At 68.3% G+C, this 15,766-nt stretch carries 11 protein-coding genes; 9 read left to right on the forward strand and 2 right to left on the reverse strand.

Features of this window, described 5'->3' with window-relative positions; all coding sequences use genetic code 11:
• Positions 1–12 precede the first annotated feature (12 nt).
• A complete protein-coding gene (gene rpsI / locus B5X90_RS04155; RefSeq protein ID WP_018773707.1) occupies positions 13–522 on the forward strand; it encodes a 30S ribosomal protein S9 in 510 nt (169 codons plus the stop codon).
• A 113-nt stretch (positions 523–635) separates the two neighbouring features.
• Positions 636–1,997: a phosphoglucosamine mutase gene (gene glmM, locus B5X90_RS04160; RefSeq protein WP_079550188.1), complete on the forward strand. Its 1,362-nt coding sequence runs from the start codon at positions 636–638 to the stop codon at positions 1,995–1,997.
• A 26-nt stretch (positions 1,998–2,023) separates the two neighbouring features.
• Here the strand turns inward: glmM and B5X90_RS21205 are convergent, their stop codons facing one another.
• Together B5X90_RS21205 and coaA are read right to left on the reverse strand one after the other, a co-directional pair.
• Complete coding sequence (locus tag B5X90_RS21205; RefSeq protein WP_179129045.1) at positions 2,024–2,968, reverse strand: M15 family metallopeptidase; 945 nt, start codon at positions 2,966–2,968, stop codon at positions 2,024–2,026.
• 5 nt (positions 2,969–2,973) lie between these two features.
• Positions 2,974–3,939 carry a type I pantothenate kinase gene (gene coaA / locus B5X90_RS04175; protein WP_079550191.1) on the reverse strand — a complete coding sequence of 322 codons (966 nt, stop codon included), beginning with the start codon at positions 3,937–3,939 and terminating at the stop codon, positions 2,974–2,976.
• A gap of 144 nt (positions 3,940–4,083) precedes the next feature.
• On the opposite strand from coaA, the gene glmS reads away from it, so the two are divergent.
• The 7 genes from glmS (at position 4,084) to mgrA (ending at position 15,653) form a co-directional block, all read left to right on the forward strand.
• Positions 4,084–5,976: a glutamine--fructose-6-phosphate transaminase (isomerizing) gene (glmS, locus tag B5X90_RS04180; RefSeq protein WP_079550530.1), complete on the forward strand. Its 1,893-nt coding sequence runs from the start codon at positions 4,084–4,086 to the stop codon at positions 5,974–5,976.
• Between the two features lie 4 nt (positions 5,977–5,980).
• Positions 5,981–6,328, forward strand: a complete 348-nt coding sequence (locus tag B5X90_RS04185) for a holo-ACP synthase (protein WP_018773713.1) — start codon at positions 5,981–5,983, stop codon at positions 6,326–6,328.
• A gap of 68 nt (positions 6,329–6,396) precedes the next feature.
• On the forward strand, positions 6,397–7,935 hold the full coding sequence (locus B5X90_RS04190) for an NAD(P)H-hydrate epimerase (RefSeq protein WP_079550192.1): 1,539 nt from the start codon (positions 6,397–6,399) through the stop codon (positions 7,933–7,935).
• A 91-nt stretch (positions 7,936–8,026) separates the two neighbouring features.
• Positions 8,027–10,420 carry a glycogen debranching protein GlgX gene (gene glgX / locus B5X90_RS04195; protein ID WP_079550193.1) on the forward strand — a complete coding sequence of 798 codons (2,394 nt, stop codon included), beginning with the start codon at positions 8,027–8,029 and terminating at the stop codon, positions 10,418–10,420.
• Positions 10,417–12,741, forward strand: a complete 2,325-nt coding sequence (gene treY, locus B5X90_RS04200; RefSeq protein WP_079550194.1) for a malto-oligosyltrehalose synthase — start codon at positions 10,417–10,419, stop codon at positions 12,739–12,741. The genes glgX and treY overlap by 4 nt, the downstream gene beginning before the upstream one ends.
• 50 nt (positions 12,742–12,791) lie before the next feature.
• Positions 12,792–14,597 carry a malto-oligosyltrehalose trehalohydrolase gene (gene treZ, locus B5X90_RS04205; RefSeq protein WP_079550195.1) on the forward strand — a complete coding sequence of 602 codons (1,806 nt, stop codon included), beginning with the start codon at positions 12,792–12,794 and terminating at the stop codon, positions 14,595–14,597.
• A gap of 15 nt (positions 14,598–14,612) precedes the next feature.
• Positions 14,613–15,653, forward strand: a complete 1,041-nt coding sequence (gene mgrA / locus B5X90_RS04210) for an L-glyceraldehyde 3-phosphate reductase (RefSeq protein WP_079550196.1) — start codon at positions 14,613–14,615, stop codon at positions 15,651–15,653.
• Positions 15,654–15,766: the final 113 nt, after the last annotated feature.

Raw genomic sequence — 15,766 nt, forward strand, 5'->3', positions numbered from 1 at the left:
TCAAGGAGAATCGTGGCTCAGAACGAAGAACTGACCACCGAAGCCGTTGAGGCTGAGGAAAACCTGACCAGCTACACCTCGGAGAGCGGTGCTGCGGAAGCAGCTGCGCCGAAGAAGGAACGCCCGGCACTGACCGTTGCCGGCGCTGCAGTTGGCCGTCGTAAGGAAGCCGTTGCACGCGTTCGCGTTGTGCCCGGCTCCGGCAAGTGGACCATCAACGGCCGCGAGCTGGCGAACTACTTCCCGAACAAGCTGCACCAGCAGGACGTCAACGAGCCCTTCAAGATCCTGGATCTTGACGGCGCCTACGACGTCATTGCCCGCATCCACGGTGGCGGCATCTCCGGCCAGGCCGGTGCCCTGCGCCTCGGCATCGCCCGTTCCCTGAACGAGATCGACACCGAGAACAACCGCGCCACCCTGAAGAAGGCCGGTTACCTGCGCCGCGACGCCCGCGTCATCGAGCGCAAGAAGGCCGGTCTCAAGAAGGCCCGCAAGGCACAGCAGTACTCGAAGCGTTAATACTGCTTCCAAGCGCTTCTGGCGCTTGCACGAAAGCCCGTCCCGCCCCTCGGCGGGGCGGGCTTTCGCCGTTTAAGCCGGACTTGCCCCGCCCATCGACTAAACTTGGTCCGATGTCTAGATTATTTGGAACCGATGGAGTCCGGGGCCTGGCGAACGGGTTGCTGACCGCCGAGCTCGCCTTGCAGCTGGCCCAGGCCGCCGCCGTCGTACTTGGCCACGACCGCAACACGACCGGGAAGCGGCCGCGCGCCGTGGTGGCACGGGACCCGCGGGCCAGCGGTGAGTTCCTCGCGGCTGCAGTGGAGGCAGGTCTCTCCAGCTCGGGAATCGACGTCTACGACGCCGGCGTGCTGCCCACCCCGGCCGCCGCCTACCTCGTGGCGGACCTCAACGCTGACTTCGGCGTCATGATCTCCGCCTCCCACAACCCGGCGCCGGACAACGGCATCAAGTTCTTCGCCCGCGGCGGTCAGAAGCTGCCCGACGACGTCGAGGACGCCATCGAAGTGCAGCTCAGTAAGGAGCCTTTCCGGCCCGTCGGTGGTGAGGTGGGACGCATCCAGCGCTTCTCCGACGCCGAGGACCGCTACATCGTGCACCTGCTCGGCACGCTTCCGCACCGCCTGGACGGCCTGAAGGTCGTCCTCGACTGCGCCCATGGCGCGGCCAGCGGCTGTTCCCCGCAGGTGTTCAAGGACGCCGGCGCCAACGTGGTCGTCATTGGCGCCGAACCGGACGGGCTCAACATCAACGAAGGGGTCGGGTCCACGCACCTCGGCCCGCTCAAGCGCGCCGTCCTGGATCACGGGGCGGACCTCGGCATTGCGCACGACGGCGACGCCGACCGCTGCCTCGCCGTGGACCACGAAGGCAACGAGGTGGACGGCGACCAGATCATGGCCATCCTGGCCGTTGCCCTCAAGGACGCCGGAAAGCTTAGGGACGATGTCCTCGTGGCCACCGTCATGAGCAACCTCGGCCTGAAGCTCGCCCTGCGTGACGCCGGGATCAGCCTGCGCGAAACCGGCGTGGGGGACCGCTACGTCCTCGAGGAAATGCGCAACGGCGGCTACAGCCTTGGCGGCGAGCAGTCCGGGCACGTAATTTTTGCCGACTACGCCACTACCGGCGACGGCGTACTGACCGGGCTGCAGATTGCCGCCCAGGTGGCACTCACCGGCCGCCCGCTCAAGGAGCTGTCCACGGTGATGACCAAGCTGCCCCAGGTCCTCATCAACGTCAAGGGCGTGGACCGTACCCGGGTCAAGGGCGATGCGGTGGTGGCGCAGGCGGTATCCGCCGCCGAAACCGAACTCGGCGACACCGGGCGCGTCCTGCTGCGCCCCTCGGGCACCGAGCCGGTGGTGCGCGTGATGGTGGAGGCCGGAGACCACAAAACCGCCCAGGGCGTCGCGGAGCGCCTGGCTCAGGTGGTCCGGACCGAACTGGCTTTGGAGCTCGTCCCCGAGTAGCCCGCCGGCAACGGTCCCGCGCAGGCTTAGCGGTACGCCGGGGCGGCTTCCAGGCCGAAGTATTGTTCCAGTGTGCCGATGCCGCGGGCGCGCATGTCCGCGGCCGCCTCCTTGCCGATGAAGCGCAGATGCCATGGCTCATAGAAGTACCCGGTGATTTCGTGCAGCATCCACGGGTAGCGGACCACGAAGCCGAAGCGGTGGGCGTTCGCCTTGGCCCAGATCGCCGCCGGCCGGTCCTTGAACTGGGGCGTGAAAGCGTCCGCCCCGCTGCCGTCGCCGATGTCGAACGCCCAGCCCGTCTGGTGCTCTGAGTAGCCGGGCCGGGCCGAGGCGGTGTCAGCCTCCGCCTGGCCGCGGGAATTCACGTAGCTGCCGTAGGTGGCCCGCTGTGTCGCGAACGAACGGTACCCGCTGGCGAGAGTGATGATGACGCCGTCGGCGGCCGCGGCCGCGAACATCCTCTCAGCCGCTGCCGCCGTCGTGCTGTTCACCAGCGCCGCCTCGCCCGACGTCGCCAGACGGACGGCCGGCCGGGCCAGATCCGGCGGCACAAAGGTGGCGGGGGAGAGCGGGCGGTGCTTGTTGACGATCACCCACGGGCTCGTGGGGTCCGAAAGGGAATGCTGCGGCCCCGGCGCCGCGGCCGATGGAGGACGGGCAGCGGCCGACGGCGGGACAGGTGTCGCCGTCTGCGTCGCCGCAGGGGTGCTTTCCGGAACGGGTGCCGATGGCGTGCTTGCCGGCGGGGTCGACGCCGCAGCAGCGGCGGTCGGCGTCGAACTGCCCGTGCCCGTGCCCGGCGTCGGCCCCGGGGTGCCGGACGGCGTGAAGGACTGGGCCGGGGTGCAGGCGGACAGCGCCGCGAGGCCGGTGCCCGCCAGCAGGAGGCGGCTGAAGGCCCGGCGGCTCGGCGATTCCGGGCCGGCTTCCTGCCGTCCCGCCGTCCCGTCCGCGTCGTCGTAGCACATGTGTGCTAGACCTTCCTCAGCAGCATCCGGCGGATGGAGTGGTCGGCGTCCTTGGTCAGGACCAGTTGCGCGCGGCCCCGGGTCGGGAGGACGTTTTCCTCGAGGTTGGGCTCGTTGATGCGCTTCCAGATCTCACGGGCGGTCTCTTCGGCCTCGGCATCGGAGAGCGTGGCGTAGCGGTGGAAGTACGATTCCGGCTGGGCGAAGGCCGTGGTCCGCAGTTTGCGGAACCGGTCCACGTACCACTCCTCGATATACGCGGTCTTCGCGTCGACGTAAATGGAGAAATCGAAGAAGTCGCTCAGGGCCAGGCCCTGCCTGCCGTCCTGTCGTGGCCGCGCCGGAGCGAGGACGTTCAGCCCTTCGACAATGAGCACGTCCGGGCGGCGCACCACTACTTCCTTGCCGGGGACGATGTCATAGGTGACGTGGGAATACCAGGGGGCCCGGACCTCCTCGGCGCCGCCCTTGATCTCGCTGACAAAGCGCAGCAGGGCACGGCGGTCGTAGGACTCCGGAAAACCCTTGCGCTCGAGCAGTTGCCGGCGTTTGAGCTCGGCGAGCGGGTAGAGGAATCCGTCCGTGGTGATGAGCTCCACGTTGGGGGTGCCCGGCCAGCGGCGGAGCATTTCCCGCAGGACGCGGGCGATGGTGGACTTGCCCACGGCCACCGAACCGGCCACGCCGATCACGAACGGCGTGCGCTGGGTGGTCTCGCCCAGGAAGGTGGTGGTGGCTGCGTGAAGCTGGCCCGCGGCTTCCACATACAGGTGCAGGAGGCGGGACAGCGGCAGATAGACCTCGCGCACTTCCTTGATGTCGAGGGGGTCCCCGAGGCCGCGAAGGCGGAACACATCCTCTTCATTAAGGGGCTGCTCCATCTGGGCAGCGAGCCGGGACCAGGTCTGCCGGTCCAGCTCCACGAACGGCGAGACACCTTCCCCGTTCGCTTCATTGCGTTGCAAAGTCACCCTAGAGATTCTGCCCTTCACAACGCCGAGAGCGAAATGGACTGGCCGGTGGAAGCCGGGCCGGCCCGCCGCAGCCCCGCGCACGGGCCTTCACGCCCCGCCGTCCCACGTCCTCCCTCCCGGAAACCCGCTAGGCTTATGACCATGTGTGGAATCGTTGGATATGTGGGCCACTCAGATGGCCGGGTAAATGCTGGACACAATGCCTTGGACGTTGTCCTTGAAGGTTTGCGGCGCCTGGAGTACCGCGGCTACGACTCCGCGGGTATCGCTGTAGTGGCCGACGGCACGATTTCTTCCCGGAAGAAGTCCGGCAAACTGAGCAACCTCATTGCGGAGCTGGACGCCCGCCCGCTGCCGGAATCCCTCACGGGAATCGGCCACACACGCTGGGCGACGCACGGCGGCCCGACGGACCAGAACGCGCACCCGCACCTGTCCGACGGCGGCAAGCTGGCCCTGATCCACAACGGCATCATCGAGAACTTCGCCGAGCTCAAGCTCGAGCTCCAGCGCAAGGGCGTCACCTTCGAGTCCGAGACTGACACGGAAGTCGCGGCTGCCCTGCTCGGCGACATCTACCGGAACCAGCTCGGCGGTGATGCAAGCAACGGCGGCCTCACCCGGGCGATGCAGCTTGCGTGCCAGCGGCTCGAAGGCGCTTTCACGCTCCTCGCCGTCCACGCCGACCAGCCCGACGTGGTGGTCGCTGCCCGCCGGAACTCCCCGCTCGTCGTCGGCCTCGGCGAAGGCGAGAACTTCCTTGGCTCCGACGTCTCAGGCTTCATCGACTACACCCGGCGTGCCGTGGAACTCGGCCAGGACCAGATCGTCACGATCACCGCTGACTCCGTAGAGATCACGGACTTCTACGGCGCCCCCGCCGAGGGCAAGGAATACCACGTCAACTGGGACCCGGCCTCGGCGGAGAAGGGCGGCTTCCCGTCCTTCATGGAAAAGGAAATCCACGACCAGCCGGATGCCGTGCTCCAGACGTTGCTGGGCCGCTCCGACATCCACGGCAAGCTGACCCTCGATGAGCTCCGCGTCGATCCGCAGCTGCTCAAGAACGTCAATAAGATCATCGTCCTCGCGTGCGGCACCTCCGCCTACGCCGGGCAGGTGGCGAAATACGCCATCGAGCACTGGTGCCGGATTCCCACCGAGGTCGAGCTCTCGCACGAATTCCGCTACCGGGATCCGATCGTGGACGAGAACACGCTGATTGTCTCCATCTCCCAGTCCGGCGAGACCATGGACACCCTCATGGCGGTCCGCTACGCCAAGGAACAGGGCGCCAAGACGGTCTCCATCTGCAACACCAACGGCTCCACCATCCCGCGCGAATCGGACGCCGTGCTCTACACGCACGCCGGACCCGAAATCGCCGTGGCCTCGACCAAGGCGTTCCTGGCTCAGATCACGGCCGCCTACCTGCTGGGCCTTTATTTGGCACAGCTGCGCGGCAACAAGTTCCAGGGCGAGATCAAGGACATCCTGGCCGACCTGGGCAAGATCCCGGCCAAGATCCAGCGCATCCTCGACAATGAGGCCCAGATCAAGGAACTCGGCCAGTCCATGGCTGACGCCAAGTCTGTGCTGTTCCTGGGCCGCCACGTCGGTTTCCCGGTGGCGATGGAGGGCGCGCTCAAGCTCAAGGAGCTCGCGTACATCCACGCCGAGGGCTTCGCCGCCGGAGAACTCAAGCACGGCCCGATCGCACTGATCGAGGAAGGCCAGCCCGTCTTCGTGGTGGTCCCGTCCCCGCGCGGCCGCGACTCGCTGCACTCCAAGGTGGTCTCCAACATCCAGGAAGTCCGTGCCCGCGGCGCCAAGACGATCGTGATCGCCGAAGAGGGCGACGAGGCCGTCAAGGCGTACGCCGAGCACGTGTTCTACATCCCGGAGACCCCGACGCTCCTGGCGCCGCTGCTCGCGACGGTTCCGCTGCAGATCTTCGCCCTCGCACTCGCCTCGGCCAAGGGTTACGACGTGGACCAGCCACGCAACCTGGCCAAGAGCGTGACCGTAGAATAACGCCATGATTGTTGGCATAGGCGTAGACGTCGTAGACATTGAGCGGTTCGGACGCCAGCTCGAGCGCACCCCCGGGCTGCGCGACAGGCTGTTCGTCCCCGCCGAGCGGGAACTGAACACGCGCTCCCTCGCCGCGCGGTTTGCCGCGAAGGAGGCCGTGGCGAAAGTGCTGGGGGCGCCGGCCGGCATGAACTGGCAGGACTGCTGGATCGGGCTGGACCAGAACGGTCCCACCGTCCAGGTCAAAGGCACCGTGCTGGCCGTGGCGGAGTCCAAGGGCGTCAAGCGCTGGCACTTGTCCATGAGCCACGACGGCGGGATCGCCACCGCGACGGTTGTCGCCGAAGGCTAAGGCGGCCCTCCAGACAGAACCGGCCCCAGCGCCAGGCATTCCCCAGCGACCGCGAATGGACTGAAACCATGATCAGCGCCTACACCGGAACCCAAGTGCGAGAGGCCGAAAAGCCATTTCTCGACGACACGCTGGGCTCCGGTGCGGGCGCTGTTCTCATGCAGCGGGCCGCGTACGGCCTCGCCAACGCCGTGATCCGCGAACTGCGGAGCCGCGGGCAGCGGCTGTACGGCTCCAGCGTGGCCGTGCTGGCGGGCAAGGGCAACAACGGCGGAGACGGGCTCTTCGCCGCCGCGCTGCTGGCCCGCCGCGGCATGCGGACGACGGCGGTACTCACCGCCGGCACTGCCCACGACGCCGGGCTGGCGGCGTTCCGGAAGGCCGGCGGGTATGCCGTGGTCCTCACCGGGGACAACGCGGCCGAACTCGCCGCGCTGGCCGGCGGCACCGACGTCGTGATCGACGCAGTCCTCGGGACCGGAGCCCAGGGCGGGCTGCGGGGACCGGCCGCCGAGCTGGTCGCGGCCCTGGGGCGCTCCCGCCCGGGCTCCCGATCCCCCTTGGTGGTGGCCTGCGATATCCCCAGCGGGGTAGGCGCGGACACGGGGGAGGCGCACGCGCCCGTGCTGGCGGCCGACATGACGGTCACCTTTGGGGCCGCCAAGGCCGGCCTTCTGGCGGACCCGGGCGCGGACTTCGCGGGCGCCATCCGGGTGGTCCCGATCGGAATCGAGCAGGCGCTGCCATGGCCGTCCCTGCGACGGCTTGAGGCCGCAGACCTGTCCGCCCTCCTGCCACGCCCACAGCGGCGGGCGCACAAGTACTCCAGAGGGGTGCTGGGGGTGGTCGCGGGCTCCGGCGCCTATCCGGGCGCTGCCGTGCTCGCCTGCCAGGGCGCCCTGGCCGCCGGCATCGGGATGGTTCGTTACCTGGGGCCGCCGGACGTCGCCGACCTGGTCCGCCGGTCCTGCCCCGAGGTGGTGTGCAGCGCCGGCGCCGTGGCCGACACGCACGTTCAGGCCTGGCTCGTCGGCTCCGGACTGGATGACTCCGATGAGGAGCAGCTGCAGCGCGCCCGCGACGCCGCAGACTCGGGCCTGCCGACGATCGCCGACGCCGGCGCGTTGCCGGCCCTGCCTGATGTGCTGGCCCCGCAAGTGATCCTGACACCCCACGCCGGCGAACTGTCGGCAATGCTTCAGCGCCTCGGGGCTGGGTTGGACCGCTCCGAGGTCGAGGCATCCACCCTCAGCGCAGTGCGGCGGGCTGCGGGCCTGACCGAAGCCACCGTGCTGCTCAAGGGCGCTACGACCCTTGTGGCCTCCCCCTTCCAGGACTTCTTCAGCCAGTCCGAAGGCACGCCCTGGCTCGCCACGGCAGGCAGCGGCGACGTCCTGGCCGGAGTCATCGGCGCACTATTGGCCCAGTTGGGCGCCGACGTCGGGCGCTTCGGTGCATACGACATCGACCCCGACGCCAGATGGGCGGCGATCGCGGCGATGGCCGCCAGCATCCACGGTCTTGCCGGAGTCCGGGCTTCCCGCGGGGGGCCGGTGACCGCAACGGCGATCGCGCGTGCCGTCCCGGAGGTGATGCGGGAGCTGTAACAAACGGGGGCGCTCCGAGCGCCCGGCCAAATACTAACCCTACTTACAAGTAGTCTGTCTAGAGAATATTCGTTCCGCACGAGGAGTACACATGGAAGTCTGGCCCGGATCGGCTTACCCGCTGGGAGCCACTTTTGACGGCACTGGCACCAACTTTGCCCTGTTCAGCGAGCGCGCCGAGCGGGTGGAGCTGTGCCTCCTCGCTGACGACCTCACCGAAACCCGGATCGAACTGACCGAAGTGGACGGCTACGTGTGGCACTGCTACCTGCCGCAGGTCCAGCCCGGGCAGAAGTACGGCTACCGGGTCCACGGCCCGTACGACCCCGAACACGGCAACCGCTTCAACCCGAACAAGCTGCTGATGGACCCCTACGCCAAGGCCGTCCAAGGCCAGATCGACTGGGACCCGGCGCTCTTCACCTACGAATTCGGCGACCCCGACTCGCGCAATGACAGCGACTCGGCCCCGCACACTATGCACGGCGTCGTCATCAACCCGTTCTTCGAGTGGGACGGCGACCGCCAGCTGCGGATCCCCTACCACCAGTCGGTCATCTACGAGGCACACGTCAAGGGCCTGACCGAGCTCCACCCGGAAATTCCCGAAGAGCAGCGAGGCACCTATGCCGGCGTGTCCCACCCGGCCGTGATTGAGCACCTGAAGAAGCTCGGCGTCACCGCGATCGAGCTCATGCCCGTCCACCAGTTCGTCAACGACGGCACGCTCGAGGAAAAAGGCCTCAACAACTACTGGGGTTACAACACCATCGGCTTCTTCGCGCCGCAAAACACCTACAGCTCCTCCGGCGACGTCGGGCACCAGGTGCAGGAATTCAAGGCCATGGTCCGCGAGCTGCACAAGGCCGGCATCGAAGTGATCCTGGACGTGGTGTACAACCACACCGCGGAAGGCAACCACCTCGGCCCCACGCTGTCCTTCAAGGGCATCGACAATGCCGCCTACTACCGGCTGGTGGACGATGACCAGAAGCACTACATGGACTACACCGGCACCGGTAACTCCCTCAATGTCCGGCACCCGCACTCCCTTCAGCTGCTGATGGACTCCCTGCGCTACTGGGTGACGGAAATGCACGTCGACGGCTTCCGCTTCGACCTCGCCTCCACCCTGGCCCGCGAGTTCTACGACGTCGACAAGCTGTCCACCTTCTTCGAACTGATCCAGCAGGACCCGATCGTCTCCCAGGTCAAGCTGATCGCCGAGCCGTGGGACATCGGCCCGGGCGGCTACCAGGTGGGCAATTTCCCTCCCCAGTGGACCGAGTGGAACGGCAAATACCGCGACACGGTCCGCGACTTCTGGCGCGGCGAGCCCTCGACCCTGGGCGAATTCGCCTCGCGTCTGACCGGTTCGGCTGACCTCTATGAGAGCTCCGCCCGGCGCCCGGTGGCCTCGATCAACTTCGTCACGGCGCACGACGGCTTCACCATGCGCGACCTCGTGTCCTACAACGAGAAGCACAACGAGGCCAACGGCGAGGGCAACAACGACGGCGAATCCCACAACCGCTCCTGGAACTGCGGCGAAGAGGGGGACACGGACAACGACCACGTCCTGACCCTCCGCGCCCGCCAGCAGCGCAACTTCATCGCCACCCTGCTGCTCTCGCAGGGCGTCCCGATGCTCCTGCACGGCGACGAACTGGGCCGGACCCAGCAGGGCAACAACAACACCTACTGCCAGGACTCCGAACTTAGCTGGATCCACTGGGACGCGATGGACCAGCCGCTGGTGGAATTCACCGCCGTCGTCAACAAGATCCGGCACGACCACCCGACCTTCCGGCGCAGCCGCTTCTTCGACGGCCGCCCGGTACGCCGTGGCGAGGGCGAGAAGCTGCCCGACATCGTCTGGCTGAAAACGGACGGCACCGAAATGCTCCCGGAGGACTGGGGCAGCGGCTTCGGCCGGACCATCGGTGTGTTCTACAACGGCCACGGGATCCAGGAACAAGACTCCCGCGGACGCCGCATCACCGACGACAGTTTTCTGCTCGGCTTCAACGCCCACGACGACGACGTGGACTTTGAGCTGCCGTCCGAGGAGTACTCACGGTTCTGGGACGTGCTGGTGGACACCGCGGACCAGGCCGACACCGAGGAACCTCTCAAGGCCGGATCCGTTCTGAAGCTGGCGGCCAAGTCAATGGTGGTGCTCCGGGCACACTCCGGCCCCGAGGTGGAAGTGGACTACTCCGCGGCAGCCTCCCTGGCCGCGATGGCCGAGCACGAGGAAGAGGGCTCGGCGGCGGCTCCGGCGGCCGCTGAGGCTGAGGCTGAGGCTGAGGCTGAGGTTGCCGCCGAGACCGCGGCTGCCGCCGAGGCTGAGGCCGCTGCGGCTGCGGCGGATGCCGCCAAGGCCGCCGCCGATACGGCCACTCCCGCGAAGCGCGCCCCGGGCAAACGTGCCTCGACCAAGGCCGGCAAGAAGCCGCAGCCAAAGAAGGGTCCGGCCTCATGAGAACACCCGTATCGACGTACCGGCTGCAGATCCGTCCCGGCTTTACGCTCCAGGACGCCGCGCAGACCATGCCGTACCTGAAGTCGCTGGGCGTGGACTGGATCTATCTTTCCCCGATCCTCACGGCGGAGCGGGGTTCGGACCACGGTTACGACGTCACCGATCCCTCGGCCATTGATCCGGACAGGGGCGGCGCGGACGGCCTGCTGGCGGCGTCGGCCGCCGCGCGGGAGGCCGGCATGGGCGTACTGGTCGACATCGTGCCCAACCACGTCGGCGTCGCGACCCCGGCGCAGAACCCGTGGTGGTGGTCCCTCCTGAAGGAGGGGCAGCAGTCCCGCTACGCGCAGGCGTTCGACGTCGACTGGGACTTCGGCGGCGGCCGGGTGCGGATCCCTGTGCTGGGGAACGACTCCGACGTCGACGCCCTGGAAATCAAGGACGGGGAACTGCGCTACTACGACCACAGGTTTCCGCTCGCCGAGGGCACGTACACCGAAGGTGACTCCACTGGCGACGATCCCCGCGAGGTCCATGACCGTCAGCACTACGAACTGATCGGCTGGCGCCGGGCCGACACGGACCTGAACTACCGCCGGTTCTTTGCCGTCAACAGCCTGGCGGGGATCCGGGTGGAGATCCCCGAGGTCTTCGATGAAGCCCACGCGGAGGTTGTGCGCTGGTTCCGCGAAGGGCTCGTCGACGGGCTGCGGATCGACCACCCGGACGGCCTCGCCGATCCGGAGGGATACCTGCGCCGGCTGCGGGAGGCCACGGGTGGCAGCTACCTGCTGATCGAGAAGATCCTGGAACCGGGCGAGGCCCTGCCGGCCGGCTTCGAGTGCGAGGGCACCACCGGCTACGACGCCCTCGCGGACGTGGACCGGGTGTTCGTCGACGCCGCGGGCCAGGGCCCGCTTGACGCACTCGACGCCGAACTGCGCGGCGGCACTGCCGACTACGAGGACATGATCCGCGGCACCAAACGGCGGATAACGGACGGAATCCTGCACTCGGAAATGCTCCGGCTGGCTCGGCTGGTCCCTGCCGCGGCAGGACTGGGCCAGGAAGCCGCGGCGGACGCACTGTCCGAGATCATCGCCGCGTTCCCGGTCTACCGCAGCTACCTTCCGGAGGGTGCGGACGTCCTGAAAGAGGCCTGCGAACTCGCGGTCCGCCGCCGCCCCGAACTGGAAGGCGCCGTCGGCGTGCTGCTGCCGCTGCTGCTCGACACTCAGGCCGAACTGGGCATGCGCTTCCAGCAGACCTCCGGGATGGTCATGGCCAAGGGCGTGGAAGACACCGCGTTCTTCCGCTACACCCGGCTGGGCACCCTGACCGAAGTCGGCGCCGACCCCACTGAGTTCGCGGTGGCACCGGAGGAATTCCACACCCGGATGGCCCGGCGCCAGGCCGAGCTGCCGTTGTCCATGACAACCCTCAGCACCCACGACACCAAGCGCAGCGAGGACACCCGGGCCCGGATCTCGGTTCTGGCCGAGCTCGCAACGGAATGGCAGGCATCCCTGCAGCGGCTGCAGAAGCTGGCGCCGCTGCCGGACGGCCCGCTGGCCAACCTGCTGTGGCAGGCCGTCGCAGGCGTCTGGCCTGCAGACCGCGACCGGCTGCAGTCCTACGCGCAAAAAGCCGCCCGGGAGGCCGGAAACTCGACCAACTGGATCGATCCGGACGAGGCCTTCGAAGCGAAACTTGCAGCCGCCGTCGACGCCGCCTTCGACACCCCGGAGGTGACCGCGGAACTGGAGTCCCTCGTGGCCCTGCTGGAGCCCTACGGGGCCGCCAATGCCCTGGGCGCCAAGCTCGTGCAGCTCACCATGCCCGGGGTGCCGGACGTGTACCAGGGCACCGAATTCTGGGACCGCTCGCTGACCGACCCGGACAACCGGCGGCCGTTCGACTTCGGTGCCCGCCGGCGCGCCCTCGCCGCGCTCGACGCCGGCGAGCGTCCGGCGTCGTTCCTGGACGACGCGGCGAAACTCCTGGTGACCTCGCGGGCCCTGCGGCTGCGGCGGGACCGGCTGGAGCTGTTTACCGGGTACACCCCGGTCACCGCCACGGGGTCCGCCGCTGCGCACCTGCTCGCCTTTGACCGCGGGACTCCCGCAGCCCCGGGCGCGCTGACGCTCGCCACCCGGCTGCCCCGCGGCCTGGAGCAGCGCGGTGGGTGGCAGGACACGACCATCGAGCTCGCCGCGGCCATGGCCGATGAACTGACCGGTGCCACGCACGGTCCGGGCGCCGTGGCCGTGGGGGAGATCCTGCGGGACTACCCCGTGGCCCTCCTGGTGCCCACCGCCTAAGCAGAACCTGTAGCACGAAGAAGTACCGACATGGGGAACGGAAGAATGCCATGACCTTGCCTGCACACGGAAGCGACCGCTTCGATCTCTGGGCACCGGAAGCGCAGGCGGTCACGCTCCTCGCTGATGGCCGGAAGTACGACATGACCCGCCGCGGCACGGACGCACCCGGCTGGTGGACCGCCGCCGGGGCGCCCGCCGCCGGGGACGTGGACTACGGGTACCTGGTGGACGGGGATCCCACCCCGCTGCCGGACCCGCGGTCCCGCCGCCAGCCGGCGGGCGTGCACGCGCTCTCCCGCACGTTCGACGCCGGACGCCACCAATGGGCCGACGGCCAGTGGGCGGGGCGGGAGCTCAAGGGCGCCGTGATCTACGAACTCCATGTGGGCACGTTCACGCCGGAGGGAACACTGGACGCCGCGGCAGGGAAGCTGGCGTACCTGGCGGAACTGGGCATCGACTTCGTGGAGCTGCTGCCGGTCAACGGGTTCAACGGCACCCACAACTGGGGCTACGACGGTGTCCTCTGGTACGCCGTGCACGAGGGCTACGGCGGGCCCGACGCGTACCAGCGCTTCGTGGACGCCGCCCACGCCGCCGGCCTGGGCGTCATCCAGGACGTCGTCTACAACCACCTCGGCCCCAGCGGGAACTATCTTCCCCGGTTCGGGCCCTACCTGAAATCGGGGGAGGGCAACACCTGGGGCGACTCGGTTAACCTGGACGGCCCAGAGTCGGACGAGGTGCGCCGCTACATCCTGGACAACGCCGCGATGTGGCTGCGGGACTACCACGTGGACGGCCTGCGGCTGGACGCCGTGCACGCCTTCAAGGACGAGCGCGCCGTGCACCTGCTGGAGGACTTCGGTGCGCTCGCCGACGAAATCTCCGCCGAGACCGGACGTCCGGCCACGATGATCGCGGAATCGGACCTGAACAACCCGCGCCTGCTCTACCCGCGGGACACCAACGGGTACGGGCTGGCCGGGCAGTGGAGCGATGACTTCCACCACGCCGTCCACGTCAACGTCAGCGGCGAAACCACCGGCTACTACGCCGACTTCGACTCGCTCGGGGCGCTGGCCAAGGTCCTGGAGCGCGGGTTCTTCCACGACGGCAGCTACTCCAGCTTCCGCGCCCGCCACCACGGCCGGCCCATTGACCCGGCCCAGGTCCACCCGGCCGCGCTGGTGGTGTGCAGCCAGAACCACGACCAGATCGGCAACCGGGCCACCGGGGACAGGCTGTCCCAGACCCTGGGCTACGGGCCGCTCGCGCTCGCCGCCGTCGCCACCCTGACCTCGCCGTTCACGCCCATGCTGTTCATGGGCGAGGAATACGGGGCCACCACCCCGTGGCAGTTCTTCACCTCCCACCCGGAACCGGAGCTGGGCAAGGCGACGGCCGAGGGTCGGATCCGGGAGTTCGAGCGCATGGGCTGGGACCCCGCCGTCGTCCCCGATCCGCAGGATCCGGAGACCTTCACCCGGTCCAAGCTGGACTGGGCCGAGGCCTCGGAAGGGGACCACGCCCGGCTCCTGGAGCTGTACCGGGCACTTATCGCCCTGCGCCGCACGACGCCGGACCTGACGGAACCCGGCTTCGAGGACACCGCCGTCGACGTCAGCGAGGACGAGGGCTGGCTGCTGCTGCGCCGCGGCCGCACCGAGGTGGCGATGAACTTTTCCGCCGAGGCGCGGCGGGTCCCGGTCCGCGGGGCGGCCCTGGCCCTCGCAACCGACGACGGCGTCCGGCTGGGCCCGGCTTCCGGCGCGGAACCCGCTGCCGGCTGCGCGGCGTCGGTCACACCACTGCATCTACCCGGCCACAGCGCCGCGGTACTCACCCACTAAGGCAGGATCTGACGTATGACATATTTGGCAGCTGATACCCGCTACGACTCCATGCCCTACCGCCGCGTGGGGCGCAGCGGCCTGAAACTCCCGGCCATCTCACTGGGCCTGTGGCACAACTTCGGCGACGACAAGCCGTTCGAAATCCAGCGCGCCATCCTGCGCCGCGCCTTCGACCTGGGTGTCACCCATTTCGACCTCGCCAACAACTACGGGCCGCCCTATGGCAGCGCCGAGACCAACTTCGGCCGCCACTTCAAGGACGACTTCAAGCCGTACCGCGACGAGCTGATCATCTCCAGCAAGGCCGGCTATGACATGTGGCCGGGCCCATACGGCAACTTTGGCTCCCGCAAGTACCTGCTGGCCAGCCTGGACCAGTCGCTGGGCCGGATGGGCCTGGACTATGTGGACATCTTCTACAGCCACCGCCCGGACCCCGAGACGCCGATGGAAGAGACCATGGGCGCCCTGGACCAGGCCGTGCGCTCCGGCAAGGCGCTTTACGCCGGCATCTCCTCCTACACCCCGGAACAGACTCTCGAGGCGGCCCGGATCCTGAAGGAACTCGGCACCCCGCTGCTGATCCACCAGCCCAGCTACTCGATGCTGAACCGCTGGACCGAGAACGGCAGCCCGAACCTCTTCGAGGCGCTGGAGCAGGTGGGCGCCGGGGCGATCGCGTTCTCGCCGCTGGCGCAGGGCATGCTGACCGACCGCTACCTGGCGGGCATTCCGGCCGACTCCCGCGCCGCCCAGGACAAGTCCCTGGACCAAGGCATGATCACTGAGGACAAGCTGGACCGGGTCCGCGGGCTCAACCGGATCGCGGAGGGCCGCGGGCAGACCCTCGCGCAGCTGGCCATCGCCTGGATCCTGCGCGATCAGGGCAAGGGTACTTCCGTCACCTCCGCTCTGGTGGGCGCGTCCAGCGTCCGGCAGCTCGAGGACACCTTGTCTGCGATCAACAACCTGGAATTCACGGCCGATGAGATCGACGCGATCGATGAATTCGCCGTCGAATCAGACATCAACCTGTGGGCCCAGAAGTCGTAGGCACCCCCAGTTAACACAAGCGCCGGGGCCTCGGGGGAACAACCGCGGCCCCGGCGGCGTTGACTAGACTACTAAGGGCGCCTTACGGCGCCGTGTCCGCCTGCCGCCCGCAC

This window comes from Arthrobacter sp. 49Tsu3.1M3 (genome assembly GCF_900168135.1).
Classification (GTDB): Bacteria; Actinomycetota; Actinomycetes; order Actinomycetales; family Micrococcaceae; genus Arthrobacter.